The organism is Pseudomonas sp. NCHU5216, assembly GCF_052156495.1.
GTDB lineage: Bacteria > Pseudomonadota > Gammaproteobacteria > Pseudomonadales > Pseudomonadaceae > Aquipseudomonas.
This window is the reverse complement of sequence record NZ_JBQLIX010000010.1, coordinates 46,746-62,995: the sequence shown is the minus strand read 5'-3', so window position 1 is coordinate 62,995 and position 16,250 is coordinate 46,746. Positions and strand designations below refer to the sequence as shown.

The 16,250-nt window shown below is 63.6% G+C and carries 18 protein-coding genes; all 18 read right to left on the bottom strand.

Features of this window, described 5'->3' with window-relative positions:
• Nucleotides 1-51: 51 nt before the first annotated feature.
• A complete protein-coding gene (locus ACSVIK_RS10050; protein ID WP_442444197.1) occupies nt 52-1,200 on the bottom strand; it encodes a pyridoxal phosphate-dependent aminotransferase in 1,149 nt (382 codons plus the stop codon).
• A 114-nt stretch (nt 1,201-1,314) separates the two neighbouring features.
• On the bottom strand, nt 1,315-2,790 hold the full coding sequence (gene der, locus ACSVIK_RS10045) for a ribosome biogenesis GTPase Der (RefSeq protein ID WP_442444196.1): 1,476 nt from the start codon (nt 2,788-2,790) through the stop codon (nt 1,315-1,317).
• Between the two features lie 100 nt (nt 2,791-2,890).
• Complete coding sequence (gene bamB, locus ACSVIK_RS10040) at nt 2,891-4,042, bottom strand: outer membrane protein assembly factor BamB (RefSeq protein ID WP_442444195.1); 1,152 nt, start codon at nt 4,040-4,042, stop codon at nt 2,891-2,893.
• Nucleotides 4,035-4,673, bottom strand: a complete 639-nt coding sequence (locus ACSVIK_RS10035; RefSeq protein ID WP_442444194.1) for a YfgM family protein — start codon at nt 4,671-4,673, stop codon at nt 4,035-4,037. Before ACSVIK_RS10035 ends, bamB begins: the two co-directional genes overlap by 8 nt.
• Nucleotides 4,674-4,705: 32 nt before the next feature.
• Nucleotides 4,706-5,995, bottom strand: coding sequence for a histidine--tRNA ligase (gene hisS / locus ACSVIK_RS10030; RefSeq protein ID WP_442444193.1), 1,290 nt, complete (start codon nt 5,993-5,995; stop codon nt 4,706-4,708).
• Between the two features lie 117 nt (nt 5,996-6,112).
• Nucleotides 6,113-7,225, bottom strand: a complete 1,113-nt coding sequence (gene ispG, locus ACSVIK_RS10025) for a flavodoxin-dependent (E)-4-hydroxy-3-methylbut-2-enyl-diphosphate synthase (protein WP_268178758.1) — start codon at nt 7,223-7,225, stop codon at nt 6,113-6,115.
• A gap of 3 nt (nt 7,226-7,228) precedes the next feature.
• Complete coding sequence (locus ACSVIK_RS10020; protein WP_442444192.1) at nt 7,229-8,209, bottom strand: RodZ domain-containing protein; 981 nt, start codon at nt 8,207-8,209, stop codon at nt 7,229-7,231.
• Nucleotides 8,206-8,967 (bottom strand): type IV pilus biogenesis/stability protein PilW, encoded by a 762-nt coding sequence (gene pilW, locus ACSVIK_RS10015; RefSeq protein WP_442444191.1) that lies wholly within the window; start codon nt 8,965-8,967, stop codon nt 8,206-8,208. The genes ACSVIK_RS10020 and pilW overlap by 4 nt, the downstream gene beginning before the upstream one ends.
• A 13-nt stretch (nt 8,968-8,980) precedes the next feature.
• Nucleotides 8,981-10,123: a 23S rRNA (adenine(2503)-C(2))-methyltransferase RlmN gene (rlmN, locus tag ACSVIK_RS10010; RefSeq protein WP_442444190.1), complete on the bottom strand. Its 1,143-nt coding sequence runs from the start codon at nt 10,121-10,123 to the stop codon at nt 8,981-8,983.
• A gap of 26 nt (nt 10,124-10,149) precedes the next feature.
• A complete protein-coding gene (gene ndk / locus ACSVIK_RS10005; RefSeq protein ID WP_072426064.1) occupies nt 10,150-10,581 on the bottom strand; it encodes a nucleoside-diphosphate kinase in 432 nt (143 codons plus the stop codon).
• Between the two features lie 102 nt (nt 10,582-10,683).
• Entirely contained in the window at nt 10,684-10,884 is a 201-nt protein-coding gene (gene iscX / locus ACSVIK_RS10000; RefSeq protein ID WP_442444189.1) for a Fe-S cluster assembly protein IscX, read from the bottom strand.
• Nucleotides 10,885-10,901: 17 nt separating this feature from the next.
• Nucleotides 10,902-11,243 (bottom strand): ISC system 2Fe-2S type ferredoxin, encoded by a 342-nt coding sequence (gene fdx / locus ACSVIK_RS09995; protein WP_442444188.1) that lies wholly within the window; start codon nt 11,241-11,243, stop codon nt 10,902-10,904.
• A 7-nt stretch (nt 11,244-11,250) separates the two neighbouring features.
• Complete coding sequence (hscA, locus tag ACSVIK_RS09990) at nt 11,251-13,116, bottom strand: Fe-S protein assembly chaperone HscA (protein WP_442444187.1); 1,866 nt, start codon at nt 13,114-13,116, stop codon at nt 11,251-11,253.
• Nucleotides 13,117-13,161: 45 nt separating this feature from the next.
• Nucleotides 13,162-13,683 carry a co-chaperone HscB gene (hscB, locus tag ACSVIK_RS09985; RefSeq protein WP_442444186.1) on the bottom strand — a complete coding sequence of 174 codons (522 nt, stop codon included), beginning with the start codon at nt 13,681-13,683 and terminating at the stop codon, nt 13,162-13,164.
• Nucleotides 13,684-13,690: 7 nt separating this feature from the next.
• The gene (gene iscA, locus ACSVIK_RS09980) at nt 13,691-14,014 is read right to left on the bottom strand and encodes an iron-sulfur cluster assembly protein IscA (RefSeq protein ID WP_268178766.1); all 324 of its coding nucleotides are present in this window, start codon (nt 14,012-14,014) and stop codon (nt 13,691-13,693) included.
• Nucleotides 14,015-14,027: 13 nt separating this feature from the next.
• Entirely contained in the window at nt 14,028-14,414 is a 387-nt protein-coding gene (iscU, locus tag ACSVIK_RS09975; RefSeq protein ID WP_017362576.1) for a Fe-S cluster assembly scaffold IscU, read from the bottom strand.
• Nucleotides 14,415-14,487: 73 nt separating this feature from the next.
• Nucleotides 14,488-15,702 (bottom strand): IscS subfamily cysteine desulfurase, encoded by a 1,215-nt coding sequence (locus ACSVIK_RS09970; RefSeq protein WP_442444185.1) that lies wholly within the window; start codon nt 15,700-15,702, stop codon nt 14,488-14,490.
• A gap of 29 nt (nt 15,703-15,731) precedes the next feature.
• Nucleotides 15,732-16,229 (bottom strand): Fe-S cluster assembly transcriptional regulator IscR, encoded by a 498-nt coding sequence (iscR, locus tag ACSVIK_RS09965; RefSeq protein ID WP_268178769.1) that lies wholly within the window; start codon nt 16,227-16,229, stop codon nt 15,732-15,734.
• Nucleotides 16,230-16,250 lie beyond the last annotated feature (21 nt).

The window sequence follows — 16,250 nt, the reverse complement described above, 5'->3', positions numbered from 1 at the left end:
GTCGCGAATGATGCCGATAAAAGCTTCGCGAGCAGAGCTCGCTCCTACAGGTCATACCGCGCAAAGCTTTTCGGCGGCCTGGCGCAAGGTGTCCTCGCGTTTGGCGAAGCAGAAGCGCACCAGGCGCATGTCCTGGGGCGCAGACTGGTAGAACACCGACACCGGAATCGCCGCCACGCCGTGCTCGCGGGTCAGCCATTCGGCCATGGCCACGTCGTCCAGATCAGGGCGAATGGCCGAGTAGTCGGCGAGCTGGAAGTAGGTGCCTGGTGCGCGGGTGAAGGTGAAACGCGAGCCAGCCAGCAGGTCGCAGAACAGGTCGCGCTTGGCCTGGTAGAACGCCGGCAGTTCCTCGACATGCTCGGGGTGCGCGGCCATGAACTCGGCCAGGCCATGCTGCAACGGGGTCACGCCGCAGAAGTTGACGTATTGGTGGATCTTGCGCAGCTCGGCGGTCAAGGCCGGCGGCGCCACCACGTAGCCGGTCTTCCAGCCGGTGACGTGATAGGTCTTGCCGAAGGAGCTGATCACGAAGGCGCGCTGATACAGCTCTTCGTGGGCCAACACGCTGGCGTGCTGCACGCCGTCGTAAATCAGGTGTTCGTAGACTTCGTCGCTGATCACATGGATATCGCGCCCGCGAATCAGCTCGGCCAGCTTGTCCAGATCGGCACGGGTCAGCAGCGCGCCGCTGGGGTTATGCGGCGAGTTGAGGAAGATCAGTCGGGTACGTGGCGTGATCGCCTCGGCGAGGCGCTGCCAGTCCACGGCGAAATCCGGCAATGCCAGCGGTACGTGCACGCAGCGCCCGCCAGCCAGCTCCACCGAGGGTTCGTAGCTGTCGTAGCAGGGGTCGAGGACGATGGCCTCGTCCCCGGCACGAATCAGCGCCTGCACCGCGCAGAAGATGGCCTCTGTGGCGCCGGGGGTTATGGTGATTTCGCTGTCGGCATCGCGCTGCACGCCGTAGCTGCGAGCGATCTTCGCCGCCACCTGCTGACGCAGGCCAGGCAGGCCGGTCATCGGGCAGTACTGGTTGTACCCCTCCAGCACATGCCGCGCCACCGATTCGCGCAGCGCCTGCGGCCCGTCGAAGTCGGGAAAGCCCTGAGACAGATTGAGCGCCCCGACCTCGGCAGCGAGCTGGGACATGCGGGTGAAGATGGTGGTGCCGACGTTGGGCAGCTTACTGGTGAGCATGGCGCGCTCCTGATCGCGGTATGCAGAGCTGCAAGCCACAAGCTTCAAGCCGCAAGAAAAAGCCGGCCTGCACGGCTTCGCCTCTGCTTGCAGCTTGTGGCTTGTCGCTTAAAGCTATTTTTTCTTGTCCCTACGCTTCTTCTCGGCCTTCTTGTGGTGGCTCATCAGGCGGCGCTTCTTGTTCACCTGGCGGTCGGTGAGGGTGTTCTTCTTGCCCTCGAAGGGGTTCTCGCCGCCCTTGTACTCGATGCGGATCGGCGTGCCGACCAGCTTGAGCACGCGCCGGTAGGTGTTTTCCAGGTAACGGGTGTAGGCGCGCGGTACGGCCTCAACCTGGTTACCGTGAATCACGATCAGCGGTGGGTTGGCGCCGCCCAGGTGGGCATAGCGCAGCTTGATGCGGCGGCCGTTGACCAAGGGCGGGGCATGGTCGCTGACGGCGTCTTCGAGAATCTGCGTCAGGCGGCTGGTGGGCCAGCGGGTGATGGCCGACTTGAACGAGGCCTGCACCGACTTGTACAGATGGCCGACGCCGGTGCCATGCAGGGCGGAGATGAAGTGGATGTCGGCGAAGTCGACGAAGAACAGCCGGCGCTCCAGCTCGGTCTTCACGTAGTCCTTCTGCCCTTGATCCATGCCGTCCCATTTGTTCAGGGCGATGACCAGGGCGCGGCCGCTTTCCAGCACGAAACCGAGCAGGTTGAGGTCGTGGTCGACCACCCCTTCGCGGGCGTCCATGACGAACACCACCACGTTGGAGTCCTGGATGGCCTGCAGCGTCTTGACCACCGAGAACTTCTCCACCGCCTCGAAGATCTTGCCGCGGCGGCGCACGCCGGCGGTGTCGATCAGGGTGTACTTCTCGTCGTCGCGCTCGAAGGGGATGTAGATGCTGTCGCGGGTGGTGCCGGCCTGGTCGTAGACCACCACGCGCTCTTCGCCGAGCATGCGGTTGACCAGGGTGGACTTGCCCACGTTGGGCCGGCCGATGATGGCCAGCTTGATGCCGTCCTTCTCGCTCGGGCCGGGAATGCGTGCAGCTTCCTGGCCTTCGAGCACCTCCTCTTCCTCGGCGTACTCCTCCGGCTCGCCGGCATCCTTGGGGAAGCTGCCGAGCACGGCTTCGAGCATCTGGGTGATGCCGCGGCCATGGGCACCGGCAATCGCCAGCGGCTCGCCAAGGCCCATGGGGCTGAACTCGGCACGGGCCAGGTCGACGTCGAGGTTGTCGACCTTGTTGACGATCAGAAAGCTCTGCTTGTTACGCCGGCGCAGGTGCTCGCCGATCATCTGGTCGGAGGCGGTCATGCCGGCGCGCGCGTCCACCAGGAACAGCACGGCATCGGCTTCTTCGATGGCCTGCAGCGACTGCTCGGCCATCTTCGCGTCGATGCCTTCCTCGTCACCGGAAATACCGCCGGTGTCGATCACGATGTAGGTACGCCCCTGCCACTTGGCCTCGCCGTACTGGCGGTCGCGGGTCAGACCGGAAAGGTCGCCGACGATGGCGTCGCGGCTGCGGGTCAGGCGGTTGAAGAGTGTGGACTTGCCGACGTTCGGCCGCCCCACCAGGGCAATTACGGGAACCATCAGGCTCTCCACTTGGTTGATTCAGAAAATGCAAAGGCCGCTGCAAGGGCAGCGGCCAGGATGTTGCGTGCTACCGGAGGCTATCCGGCAGCATAGCGCGTCATTTGATCTTGAGGCCGACCAGCTTGCCGCTGTTGCCGTAGACGTACATCCAGTCACCCACCACCAACGGCTGGGCACGCAGGCCATCGCTGTCGATACGGGTACGACCGACGAAACGCCCGTCGACCTGGCTCAGCAGGTGCAGATAACCCTCGAAGTCACCCACCGCGACATAGCTGGAGAACACCGCTGGTGCCGACAGTTGACGGCGCGCCAGCGAGTCGTTGCTCCACAGCGCCGAAGCGCTACGCTCATCGATGGCCTCGACGGTGCCACTGGCCAGACTGACATAGACGTTGCCGAAGCCCTGAGCCACACCCACCGAGCTGGACGCCTCGCGCTGCCAGAGGATGCGCCCGGATTCCAGATCCATCGCCGCCACACGGCCCTGATAGCTCACCGCGTAGACGGTGCCACCGGAGAGCAGCAGGCCGCCGTCGATATCGACCACGCGATCCAGTTCGGAACGCCCTTGCGGGATGGCCACACGCTGTTCCCACACCGGCAGGCCGCGCTGGGCGTCGACGGCGATGACCTTGCCGCTGGACAGGCCGGCGACCACCAGGCGGTTGGTCACCAGCGGCGCACCAGTGCCACGCAGGGTGAGCACGGCTGGCGTATTCTCGACGATCCAGCGCTGGTTGCCGGTATCGGCATCGAAGGCGATCAGACGGTCGTCCTGGGTCTGCACCACGACGATGTCACCATTGCTGGCCGGTGGTGCCAGCACTTCGCTGGTCACCCGCGCGCGCCACTGCTCTCCACCGTCGGTGGCATCCAGGGCGACCACTTCGCCCTTGAGCGTGCCCAGCAGCACCTGGCCATAGCCCGCGCCAATGGCACCGGACACCGGGATGTCCAGCTTCTTGCGCCAGATCACGTCGCCGCTGGTGCGCTCGATGGCCATGACCAGGCCGTCGACATCGGCAGCGTAGATCACGTCGCCATCGATGGCAGGCACCAGCATGTTGAAGGTCTCGCCCTGGCCATCGCCAACGGAGCGACTCCACTCGGTGTGCAGCTCGACCTCTTCGTCGAACTTGGTCAGTTCGGCTGGCGGCAGTTCCTTCTTGCTATTGCTGCTGCAACCCACGGCCAGAAGGGCCAGGGCCAGCAGTGCGGCATTCTTCCAACGCATCACGTCACGCATCCCCTTTTGCCAGGTCGTCCAGCTTCATCTGCAGGCCGCCCACGGCGGCATCGTCGGCCAGGGCATCCTTGGCCTTCTGATAGGCGGCGTACGCATCATCGCTACGCCCCAGTTGTACCAGCAGGTCACCCTTGAGCTCTTCACGGCTGGCGAGGAAGGCGTCGTCGACCTTGGCATCGAGCAGCTTCAGCGCGGCATCGGTCTTGCCTTGCGCCGCCAGCACCCGGGCCAGGCGCTGACGCGCCAGCTCGCCGAGGGTAGCATCGGCCGGCTTGTCGACCACGGCCTGCAGATCGACCGCGGCATCGTCCAGCTTGCCCGCCTCGACCGCCACCTTGGCCACGAACAGGCGGCCGTACTGGGCGTAATGGGTGCCGCCGTACTGGCTCTCCAGCTTGCTGCTGATATCGGCGACCTTGGCCGCATCCGGCTTGCCGGACGGATCCAGCGCCGTTTCCAGCAGTTGTTGATAGAGCACGGAGGCGCCCTGGGACTGGCTGGTCTGGTACTTGTGCCAACCCTGCCAGCCGACCACGGCCACCAGCGCCAGCACGCCACCGGCGAGCAGGGGCTTGCCGTTGCGGTTCCACCAGTCCTTGATTTGCGCGATCTGTTCGTCTTCGGTCTGCATGTCTAACCCCGTACTCCTAATCGAGAGCCTGCTCAGGCCTGCTGCAGGCAGGCAGCCAGATGCTCGGCCAGAGCATCCCAGGCAACGCTTTGTTGTTCACTGTCGTCGCGCAGCGGTTTGCAACCTACCACGCGGCCTGCCAGTTCGTCGTCCCCCAGAATCAGCGCATAGCGTGCACCGCTCTTGTCGGCCTTCTTGAACTGGCTCTTGAAACTGCCACCACCGGAGTTGAGCAACAGACGCAGCCCCGGCACTTCGTCACGCAGGCGCTCGGCCAGCGTCAGCGCAGCCAGCTCGGCGGCCTCGCCGAAGGCGCAGACATAGACATCGGCACCACGGCTGAGCTCGGCCGGCAGCAACTGCAGGGTTTCCAGCAGCAGCACCAGGCGCTCGATGCCCATGGCAAAGCCGACGCCCGGCGTGGCCTTGCCGCCCAATTGCGTCACCAGGCCGTCGTAGCGGCCACCGGCGCACACCGTGCCCTGGGCGCCGAGCTTGTCGGTCACCCACTCGAACACGGTGCGGTTGTAGTAATCCAGACCACGCACCAGCTTGTGGTTGATCTCGTAGCGGATGCCGACGGCATCGAGGCGCGCCTTGACGCCCTCGAAATGCAGGCGCGATTCCTCGTCGAGGTAATCGGCCAGGGTCGGCGCACCGACCAGCACGGCCTGGGTCGCCTCGTTCTTGCTGTCGAGGATGCGCAGCGGGTTGGTGGTCAGGCGGCGCTGACTGTCTTCGTCGAGCTGATCGAAACGCTCTTGCAGGTAAGCGACCAGGGCATCGCGATAGGCGGCGCGCGCCTCACTGGAGCCCAGGCTATTGAGCTGCAGGGTCACCGCCTCGGCCAGACCGAGCTGCTTCCACAGGCGCCAGGTGAGCACGATCAACTCGGCATCGACATCCGGCCCCGGCAGGTTGAAGGCTTCCACACCCACCTGATGGAACTGGCGATAACGACCTTTCTGCGGTTTCTCGTAACGAAACATGGGGCCGGCATACCACAGCTTCTGCACCTGACCGCCACCGGCCAGGCCATGCTCGAGTACCGCCCGCACGCAACCGGCGGTGCCTTCAGGGCGCAGGGTCAGGGATTCTTCGTTGCGATCGAGGAAGGTGTACATCTCCTTGTCGACCACGTCGGTGCCCTCGCCGATGCCTCGAGCGAACAGCTCGGTGTATTCGACGATGGGCAGACGGATTTCCTTGTAGCCATAGCCGTCGAGCAGGCTGACCAGGGTGCTTTCCAGGTAGCGCCAGGCAGGGGTCTGCTCCGGCAGGATATCGTTCATGCCACGAATGGCTTGTAGGGACTTGCTCACAAAGAATCCTTAGCAGGCCGTTGAAGAACCACCGGCGTTGTCTGGCCGTCGTTGAACAGCCTGGAATGCTCATGTACAGCACTTGAACGGCGCTTTCAGCCGTTCGCCATGCAGCGATCAGCCGCGCACGATCACGGCCGCATCAGCGGCGACCTTTTCGGCCGCCTTGTCGCGGATGAGCTTTTCCAGCTCATCCACCAGGTTTTCGTTGGTCAGCTTCGAGGCCGGTTTGCCATCGATGTAGACCAGGTTGTTCGGGCTACCACCCGTGAGGCCGATATGCGCCTCCTTGGCTTCGCCGGGGCCGTTGACCACACAGCCGATCACGGCCACGTCCAGCGGCACCAGCAGATCCTCGACGCGGGCCTCCAGCTCGTTCATGGTCTTGACCACGTCGAAGTTCTGCCGCGAGCAGCTCGGGCAGGCGATGAAGTTGATGCCACGCGAGCGCAGACGCAGGGACTTGAGAATGTCGAAACCGACCTTGATCTCCTCCACCGGGTCGGCAGCCAGGGAGATGCGGATGGTATCGCCAATCCCCTCGGCCAGCAGCATGCCCAGGCCGACCGCGGATTTCACGGTACCGGAGCGCAGGCCACCGGCCTCGGTGATGCCCAGGTGCAGCGGTTGCTCGATCTGCTTGGCCAGCAGACGGTAGGCCTCCACGGCCATGAACACGTCGGAGGCCTTCACGCTGACCTTGAAGTCGGGAAAGTTCAGGCGGTCGAGGTGCTCGACGTGCCGCAGTGCGGATTCCACCAGTGCCTCTGGCGTCGGCTCGCCGTATTTCTTCTGCAGATCCTTTTCCAGGGAGCCGGCGTTGACCCCGATGCGGATCGGGATGCCCTTGTCGCGCGCCGCCTCGACCACCGCCTTGACGCGATCCTCACGACCGATGTTGCCCGGGTTGATGCGCAGGCAGTCGACGCCCAGCTCGGCCACACGCAAGGCGATCTGGTAGTCGAAGTGGATGTCGGCTACCAGCGGTACGCGCACCTGCTGCTTGATCAGGCCGAAGGCTTCGGCAGCCTCCATGTCCGGCACGGAAACGCGCACGATATCGGCGCCGGCATCTTCCAGGCGACGAATCTGCGCCACGGTGGCGGCGACATCGTTGGTGTCGGTGTTGGTCATGCTCTGTACCGCGATCGGTGCATCACCACCTACCGGCACGGAGCCAACCCAGATCTTGCGCGACAGGCGGCGCTTGATCGGCGATTCGCAATGCATGCTTTACAACCCCAGTTTCAGGCGCGCGGTTTCGCCGCTCATGTGCGGCGTCACGTTGACGGTTTCGCCGTTGAAAGTCACCTGGGCGCCACGGGCAAAGCCCAGGCGCAGCTCCAGTGGTGCCTTGCCGGTCACGTCCAGGCTGTCGCCACCGCGCTTGAGGGCGCTGACCAGGATCTTGCCATCGGCATCGGTCACCTGTGTCCAGCAATCGGCGCTGAACTGAATCTTCAACTGGCCTTGGCCGGGCGCAGCAGCCACGCTCGGGCTCGGCTCGGCCTGCGGCGCAGGCGCTACGCTCTGTGCCGGCGCCGTAGCCGGTGCGCTGGCGACGCCGTCACTGGCAGGCGCAGTGGCCTCGGCCGCGGCGCCTGACTCATCGTTGGGCACGTTCGGTTCGGGCTCTGCACCCGCTTCTTCCGGCAGCAACAACGGCATGGAAGGCTGCTCCATGGCCTCGGCCACGGCCTGATCCTCAGGCTCGGCCAGGGAATGGATCTGCGTGGAGCCATCGGCACCCTCCACCTCGACATGCTCCATCCCCGGATCGAGCAGACGCCGAGCGGTATCACTGCCCTGCTCCTGCCACCAGAAGAAACCGGTGCCGATCAAGCCCAGCAGCAGCAGGAAGCTGACCAGGCGCAGGATGCTCTGCGAATAGCGCACGGGCTCCTCGATGCGCCCCAGGGCATGCACTTCGCTGCCCGTGGCATCGGTGCCGGTGTACTGGTCGAACTCCAGCACCAGACGGTTCTGATCCAGCTCCAGCAGCTTGGCGTAGGCACGGATATAACCACGGGCGAAGGTGGTGCCCGGCAACTTGTCGAAGTCACCGGCTTCGATCTGCGTCAGACGCTGGGCAGTCAGGTTGAGCTGGGCGGCGACTTCGGCAACGTTCCAGCCCTTGGCCTCCCGTGCCTGACGCAAGGTCTCGCCAGGATTGCTGGCCACTGGCTTGCTGATTTCGGTATGCGCCGTGTTCATCGTTTCCCCGACAGATATTGCTGGTATTCCTGAGACGCCGGATACAGGCGTTTCAACTGCAGGCCCAGGCTGGCAGCTTTATCACGATCCTCGAACACTTCTGCCAGGCGTGCGCCGAGCAGCAGGCTACGGGCGTTCTGCGGCGCCAACTCGCTATAGGCGTCGTAGTAACTGCGGGCCGGTACGTAGGCACGATCCTCGTAGGACAATTGCGCCATCTCCAGCAGCGCGCGCGGTTGGCGGCTGCTCAGACGCAAGGAGCGCTGCAAGTATTCCTTGGCCTGCTCGCGCTGGCCAAGTTGCAGGGCGGTCAGCCCGAGGTTCTCGAAGACGCGCGAACGCTCGGGATAGAGGTTGTCCTCGGCCGCCTTGAGATAGGTCTCCTGAGCTTCCTTGTAGCGTCCCTGCTCGTACAGGAAACCGCCGTAGTTGTTCAGCAGGCGCGCATCATCGGGGCGCTGCGACAGGGCCTTGCGGTAATGCTCATCGGCCAGTTTGGGCTCCATTTCCACCTGGAAGGCCAAGGCCAGCGCGGCATGCGCGTCGGCATTGGAGGAGTCGATATCCAGGGCATTCTTCAGCGGCACCTTGGCGCGCTGGGTATCCCCCTGCTGGATGTAGGCGATACCCAGTTGCACGTAGGCATCCACCGCTGCCTTGCGCCCCTTGTCGGTCTTCAGGGGGTTCACGTCGCCGGTGGTCACGCATCCGGTGAGCAGGGCGGCAATCAGCAACAGCAGACTGGGTCGCAAGGGCATCGGCATCCTCTCTTCAGCTTCGATTGGCGGCAGCAGGCGCTGCGTCACCGGCCAACTGGCGCACGGCGATGTAGCGCTCACTGCGGCGGGTACGATCCATGACCTGGCCAACCAGTTGGCCACAGGCGGCATCGATGTCGTCACCACGAGTGGTGCGCACCGTGACATTGTGCCCGGCCTTGTGCAGCAGATCCTGGAAGCGGCGGATGGCGTTATTGCTCGGCCGCTCGTAACCCGAGAAGGGGAATGGATTAAACGGAATCAGATTGATCTTGCAAGGGATATCGGCCAGAAGTGCGATCATCTGCTCAGCATGCTCGGGCTGATCGTTGACGCCCTTGAGCAGGGTGTACTCGATGGTCAGCACGCGCTTCTCGCCGAGTTTGGAGATATAGCGCTTGCACGCCGCCAGCAGCATGTCCAGCGGGTACTTCTTGTTGATCGGCACCAACTGGTTGCGCAGCTCGTCGTTGGGCGCGTGCAGCGACAGCGCCAGGGACACGTCGATCACTTCGGCCAGCTTGTCGATCATCGGCACCACGCCGGAGGTGGACAGGGTCACCTTGCGCTTGGAGATGCCATAGCCAAGGTCGTCCATCATGATCTGCATGGCCGAAACGACGTTGTCGAAGTTCAGCAGCGGCTCGCCCATGCCCATCATCACCACGTTGGTGATGGCACGGTCGATCTTCGCCGGTACGGTGCCGAAGGATTTGTTGGCGATCCACACCTGGCCGATGATCTCGGCGCTGGTCAGGTCGCTGTTGAAACCCTGCTTGCCGGTGGAGCAGAAACTGCAGTCCAGGGCACAGCCGGCCTGCGACGACACGCACAGGGTGCCGCGGCCATTCTGCGGGATGTATACGGTTTCCACGCAACTGCCCGACGCCACGCGCACCACCCACTTGCGCGTGCCATCGGCGGAAATATTCTCGCTGACCACTTCCGGGCCGCGAATCTCGGCAGAGGCCTCGAGCTTTTCGCGCAAGGCCTTGCCGACATTGGTCATGGCGGCGAAATCATCGACGCCAAAGTGGTGAATCCACTTCATCACCTGGCCGGCACGAAAGCGCTTCTCGCCGATGGACTCGAAGAAGCGTTCCATTTCCGGCTGGGTCAGGCCCAGCAGGTTGATCTTGCCGGTGGTATTGGTCATGGCTTCACCCTCGCTTCATTCGCCAATCAGCGAATGCGTGCGCACAGCTCGGTAGCGGAGAAGAAGTAAGCGATCTCGCGAGCGGCGGACGCTTCGGAGTCGGAACCGTGAACGGCGTTCTCGTCGATGGACACAGCGAAATCGGCGCGAATGGTGCCGGCAGCGGCTTCTTTCGGGTTGGTGGCACCCATCAGTTCACGGTTTTTCAGGACGGCGTCTTCGCCTTCCAGAACCTGCACGATGACCGGGCCGGAAGTCATGAAGGCGACCAGATCCTTGAAGAAGCCACGCTCGCTGTGCTCGGCGTAGAAGCCTGCAGCCTCACGCTCGGACAGTTGCACCATCTTCGATGCCACGACGCGCAGGCCGGCCTTCTCGAAACGGGTGGTGATCTCCCCGATGACGTTCTTGGCAACGGCGTCAGGCTTGATGATGGAGAAAGTACGTTGAACAGCCATGTGAAGCTCCAGAAACTTTAGGGTTAAAGCGAAAAATTAAACCCGCGAATTATACGCGGGTTCCGGTTAAAAGCGTAGGGCATGCGCCATGAGCGCCCCTTGTCAGTCCTGCTCTTCGATCCAGGCGGCCTGTATCGCCTCCAGCACCTTCTCCCCGCCGCGCTGCGGATCATCGGAGAATTGCGGCAAGCTCACGACCCAGCGATGCAGGTCGACGAAGTTCACGTAGCGCGGGTCGACGTCCGGCTTCTGCTCGCTCAGTTCGATGGCGATATCCAGCACATCATTCCATTTCAGACTCATGATGACGCTCCCCGGGATCAGTGTGGCGCTTCGGCGGCATGGTTGAGCGAATACTTGGGAATCTCGACGGTGAGATCCTCCTCACCGACGATCGCCTGGCAGGCCAGGCGCGAGTGCGCCTCCAGCCCCCAGGCCTTGTCCAGGTAGTCTTCTTCCAACTCGTCGGCTTCGTTCAGCGAATCGAAGCCCTCACGCACGATGCAATGGCAGGTGGTGCAGGCACATACGCCGCCGCAGGCACTTTCCATCTCGATATGGTGTTCATGGGCCAGCTCGAGAATGGAGATACCGGGTTCGGCCTCGACTACCAGGCCATCCGGGCAGAAACGCTCGTGCGGCAGAAAGATCACCTGTGGCATGGGCTATTTATTCCTCGATCTCGTTAAGGCTGCGGCCGGCCAGGGCCGCCTTGACGGTAGCGTTCATCCGGCGCGCCGCGAAGGCATCGGTAATCTGACTCAGGCGCTTGGCCTGCTGCTCGATGGCCTGCACGTCGCTGCCGGCCACCTGCTCACGCAAAGCCTCCATCTGCGCCTCGATGGCCAGCCGCTCCTCGGCCTCGAGCAAGCGCTCACCATCGGCATCCAAGGCGGTCTGTACGGCTTCGAGCAAGCGCTCGGCATCCACCTGCTGTTCACGCAGGGCGCGGGCGGCCTTGTCGCCACCGGCATGCTGGAAGGAATCCTGCAACATGCGCGCGATCTCGCCATCGGTCAGGCCATAGGACGGCTTGACCTGAATGCTCGCCTCGACGCCGGAGGCCAGCTCACGGGCAGCGACGCTGAGCAAACCGTCGGCATCGACCTGGAAGGTCACGCGAATCTTCGCCGCCCCCGCCACCATCGGCGGAATGCCACGCAACTCGAAGCGCGCCAGGGAACGACAGCCGCTGATCAGCTCGCGCTCACCCTGCAGGACGTGAATCATCATGGCCGTCTGGCCGTCCTTGTAGGTGGTGAAGTCCTGCGCGCGAGCCACAGGGATGGTGGTGTTGCGCGGAATCACCTTCTCCATCAGCCCGCCCATGGTTTCCAGGCCGAGCGACAGCGGGATGACGTCGAGCAGCAACAGTTCCTCACCGTCGCCACGCTTGTTGCCCGCCAGGGTATCGGCCTGAATCGCGGCGCCGATGGCCACCACCTGATCCGGGTCGATATTGGTCAGCGGCTCGCGACCGAACAGCTCACCCACCGCCTGACGCACGCGCGGCACGCGAGTGGAACCACCCACCATGACCACGGCGCTGACCTCTTCCAGCTCGACGGACGAATCCCGCACCGCACGCCGGCAGGCCTTGAGGCTGCGCGCCAGCATCGGCTCGATCAGGCTCTCGAAATGCTCGCGCGACAGGCTACCGTGCCAGTCACCGTAGCTCACCTCGACCTGCGCCTGCTCGGTCAGCGCTTCCTTTGCCGCACAGGCGGCCTGCAGCAGCCTGCGCTGAGCAGCCGGGTCGAGGTCATGGGACAGCCCGGCCTCCTGGATGATCCAGTCCGCCACGGCGTGGTCGAAATCGTCACCACCCAGCGCGCTGTCGCCACCCGTGGCGAGCACCTCGAACACCCCGCCACTGAGGCGCAGGATGGAGATGTCGAAGGTGCCGCCGCCCAGGTCATAGATGGCCACCACGCCTTCGGCCTTCTGATCCAGGCCGTAGGCCACGGCCGCAGCCGTCGGTTCGTTGAGCAGGCGCAGCACATTGAGGCCGGCCAGACGCGCGGCATCCTTGGTGGCCTGCCGCTGGGCATCGTCGAAGTACGCCGGCACGGTGATCACCGCCCCCACCAGCTCACCACCCAGGGCCTGTTCGGCGCGCAGGCGCAGTGTCTTGAGGATTTCGGCGGAAATTTCTACCGGGCTCTTCGCCCCCTGCACCGTCTCGATGAAGGGCATGTGCGATTCGCCAGCACTGAAGCGGTAGGGCAACTGCTCGCCCAACTGATGGACATCGGCCAGGCCACGCCCCATCAGGCGCTTGACCGACACCACGGTATTGAAGGGATCCTGCGCGGCGGCGGACTTGGCCGCTTCGCCCACTTCGATGGCGCCGTCGAGGTAGCGCACGGCCGAAGGCAGGATGACCGCACCTGCGGCATCGGCCAGGGGCTCGGCCAGACCACTGCGCACGGCAGCGACCAGAGAATTGGTGGTACCCAGGTCGATGCCCACCGCCAGCCGACGCTGATGGGGTTGCGGGCTCTGTCCTGGCTCAGCGATCTGCAATAAGGCCATGGTCGTTGTGAAATCATCAGGCAGGCTGCCGAGGCAACCTACAGGTTAATCGTCGAGGCGCTCTTCCAGCTGGCGCACTTCATGAGACAGCTTGTCGAGGAACTGCATGCGGCGCATCAGGCGCTCGGCTTCCTCGCGCTGGGTATCGTCGTCCCAGCAGGCGGCGAAACGCTCGGCCAGTTGTTCCTGGGCACTCTTGAGTCGGCGCTTGAAGGGCGCAACGCCATCGAGATCGGCTTCGTCCTGCAGCTCTTCCAGCTCTTCGCGCCACTGCATCTGCTGCAAGAGGAAGTCCGGATCCTGCACCGTGACCTCAAGCGGCACTTCGCCACCGCGCAGGGTCAGCAGGTAGCGGGCACGCTGCGATGGGCTCTTGAGCACCTGATAGGCCTCGTTGAGGCTGGCCGAGCGTTCCAGCGCCAGGCGCTGCTCGCGTTCTTCGGCGTCGGCGAAACGATCCGGGTGCACCTGGCGCGCCAACTCGCGATAACGAGCGCCCAGTTGATCGAGATCGATACGGAAGGTCGGCTGCAGGTCGAACAGTGCGAAATGACAGGGCTTACCCACAGCGACCTCAGACGTTGAAGCTTTCGCCGCAGCCGCATTCGCCACGCACGTTGGGGTTGTTGAACTTGAAACCTTCGTTCAACCCTTCCTTGACGAAATCCAGCTCGGTGCCGTCGAGGTAAACCAGACTCTTGGGATCGATGATCACCTTGACGCCATGGTTCTCGAACACCTGATCCTCGGCCGCCAGTTCGTCGACGAACTCCAGCACGTAGGCCAGGCCGGAACAACCGGTGGTGCGAACACCGAGGCGAATGCCCTCACCCTTGCCACGCCCCTCGAGGGAGCGCTGCACATGGCGAGCGGCAGCTTCAGTCATGGTGATGGCCATTGCGTACCTCGTGTCAGAGCAAACCTTTCTTCTGCTTGTAGTCGCGCACGGCCGCCTTGATGGCGTCCTCGGCGAGCACCGAGCAGTGGATCTTCACCGGCGGCAGCGCCAGTTCTTCGGCGAGCTGGGTGTTCTTGATGCTCTCGGCCTCGTCCAGGGTCTTGCCTTTCATCCACTCGGTGGCGAGGGAGCTGGAGGCGATGGCCGAACCGCAGCCGTAGGTCTTGAACTTGGCGTCTTCGATCACGCCGCTCTCGCTGACCTTGATCTGCAGGCGCATCACGTCGCCGCAGGCCGGCGCACCGACCATGCCGGTACCGACATCGGGATCCTCGGCATTGAGCTTGCCGACGTTGCGCGGGTTTTCGTAGTGGTCGATGACCTTGTCACTGTATGCCATGTCGTACTTCCTCTCTCATCAGGTGCCGCTCTTCAGGCGGGCCGCCCATCGAGCGATCCGCCTCGGCAGCTTGTCAGTGTGCTGCCCATTCCACGGAGGAAAGGTCGACACCTTCTTTGAACATATCCCACAGGGGCGACAACTCACGCAGCTTGTCCACGGCTTCGCGCACCTTGGCAGCGGCGTAGTCGACTTCTTCTTCGCTGGTGAAGCGACCGAAGGTGAAGCGGATCGAGCTGTGCGCCAGCTCATCGTTACGGCCCAGGGCGCGCAGCACGTAGGAGGGCTCCAGGGAAGCCGAGGTGCAGGCCGAACCGGAGGACACGGCGAGATCCTTGAGCGCCATGATCAGCGACTCACCCTCGACGTAGTTGAAGCTCAGGTTCAGGTTGTGCGGTACGCGCGCGGTCAGGCTGCCGTTGACATAGAGTTCTTCCATGTCTTCGAGCTGACGGTAGAAACGGTCACGCAGTGCGGTGATGCGCTGATTTTCCGCCGCCATCTCTTCCTTGGCGATACGGAAGGCCTCGCCCATTCCGACGCACTGGTGCGTGGCCAGGGTGCCCGAGCGCATGCCACGCTCGTGACCACCACCGTGGGTCTGCGCTTCCAGACGCACGCGCGGCTTGCGGCGCACGTACAGCGCGCCGACGCCTTTCGGGCCGTAGGTCTTGTGTGCGGAGAAGGACATCAGATCGACCTTCATCTTTTCCAGATCGATCTCCACTTTGCCGGTGGACTGCGCGGCATCGACGTGCAGCAGCACACCACGAGAGCGGGTCAGCTCGCCGATGGCGGTGATGTCGTTGATGGTGCCGATTTCGTTGTTGACGTGCATCAGCGACACCAGCACGGTGTCCTCGCGCAGCGCTGCTTCAACCATCGCCGGAGTGATCAGACCATCTTCGCCCGGCTCCAGATAGGTGACCTCGAAGCCTTCACGCTCGAGCTGACGGGTGGTGTCCAGCACCGCCTTGTGCTCGATCTTCGAGGTGATGATGTGCTTGCCCTTGCTGGCGTAGAAGTGCGCGACACCCTTGATGGCGAGGTTGTCGGACTCGGTGGCACCGCTGGTCCAGACGATTTCGCGCGGGTCGGCATTGACCAGCTCGGCGACCTGACGACGGGCGTTTTCCACCGCCTCCTCGGCCTTCCAGCCGAAGACGTGGGAGCGCGAAGCCGGGTTGCCGAAGTTACCGTCGACCAACAGGCACTCGCTCATCTTCTGCGCCACGCGCGGGTCGACCGGCGTGGTAGCGGAATAATCGAGATAGATCGGTAATTTCATTGGGTTTCTCCTATCAGGCAACGCCCTGCTCACTCGATGGCGGACGCTTCAATCTTATCCAGATCCAGACGCGGGGCTCTGCCAGTGCAGCGACGCTGATCCTGGCGCAACGCGACTTCCTGCACCTCATGGCGCGCGACCAGATCGGCCAGGCTGATGCCGCTGAGGAACTCATGAATCTGCTGGCTGAGGTCACACCACAGGTGGTGGGTCAGGCAGGTGTCACCGGAATGGCAATCGCCCTGCCCCTGGCAGCGCGTGGCATCGACCGACTCGTTGACCGCATCGATCACCTGCGCCACCTGGATGCTGCGCATCTCGCGCGACAACTGGTAACCACCACCCGGGCCACGCACGCTGGAAACCAGACTGCTGCGGCGCAACCTGGCGAACAACTGCTCCAGGTAGGACAGGGAGATACCTTGACGCTCGGAAATATCAGCGAGAGAGACAGGCCCATGTTGCGCGTGCAGCGCCAGGTCGAGCATGGCGGTAACGGCGTAACGGCCTTTGGTGGTCAGTCGCATGGCTCTCTACCACGATTCATT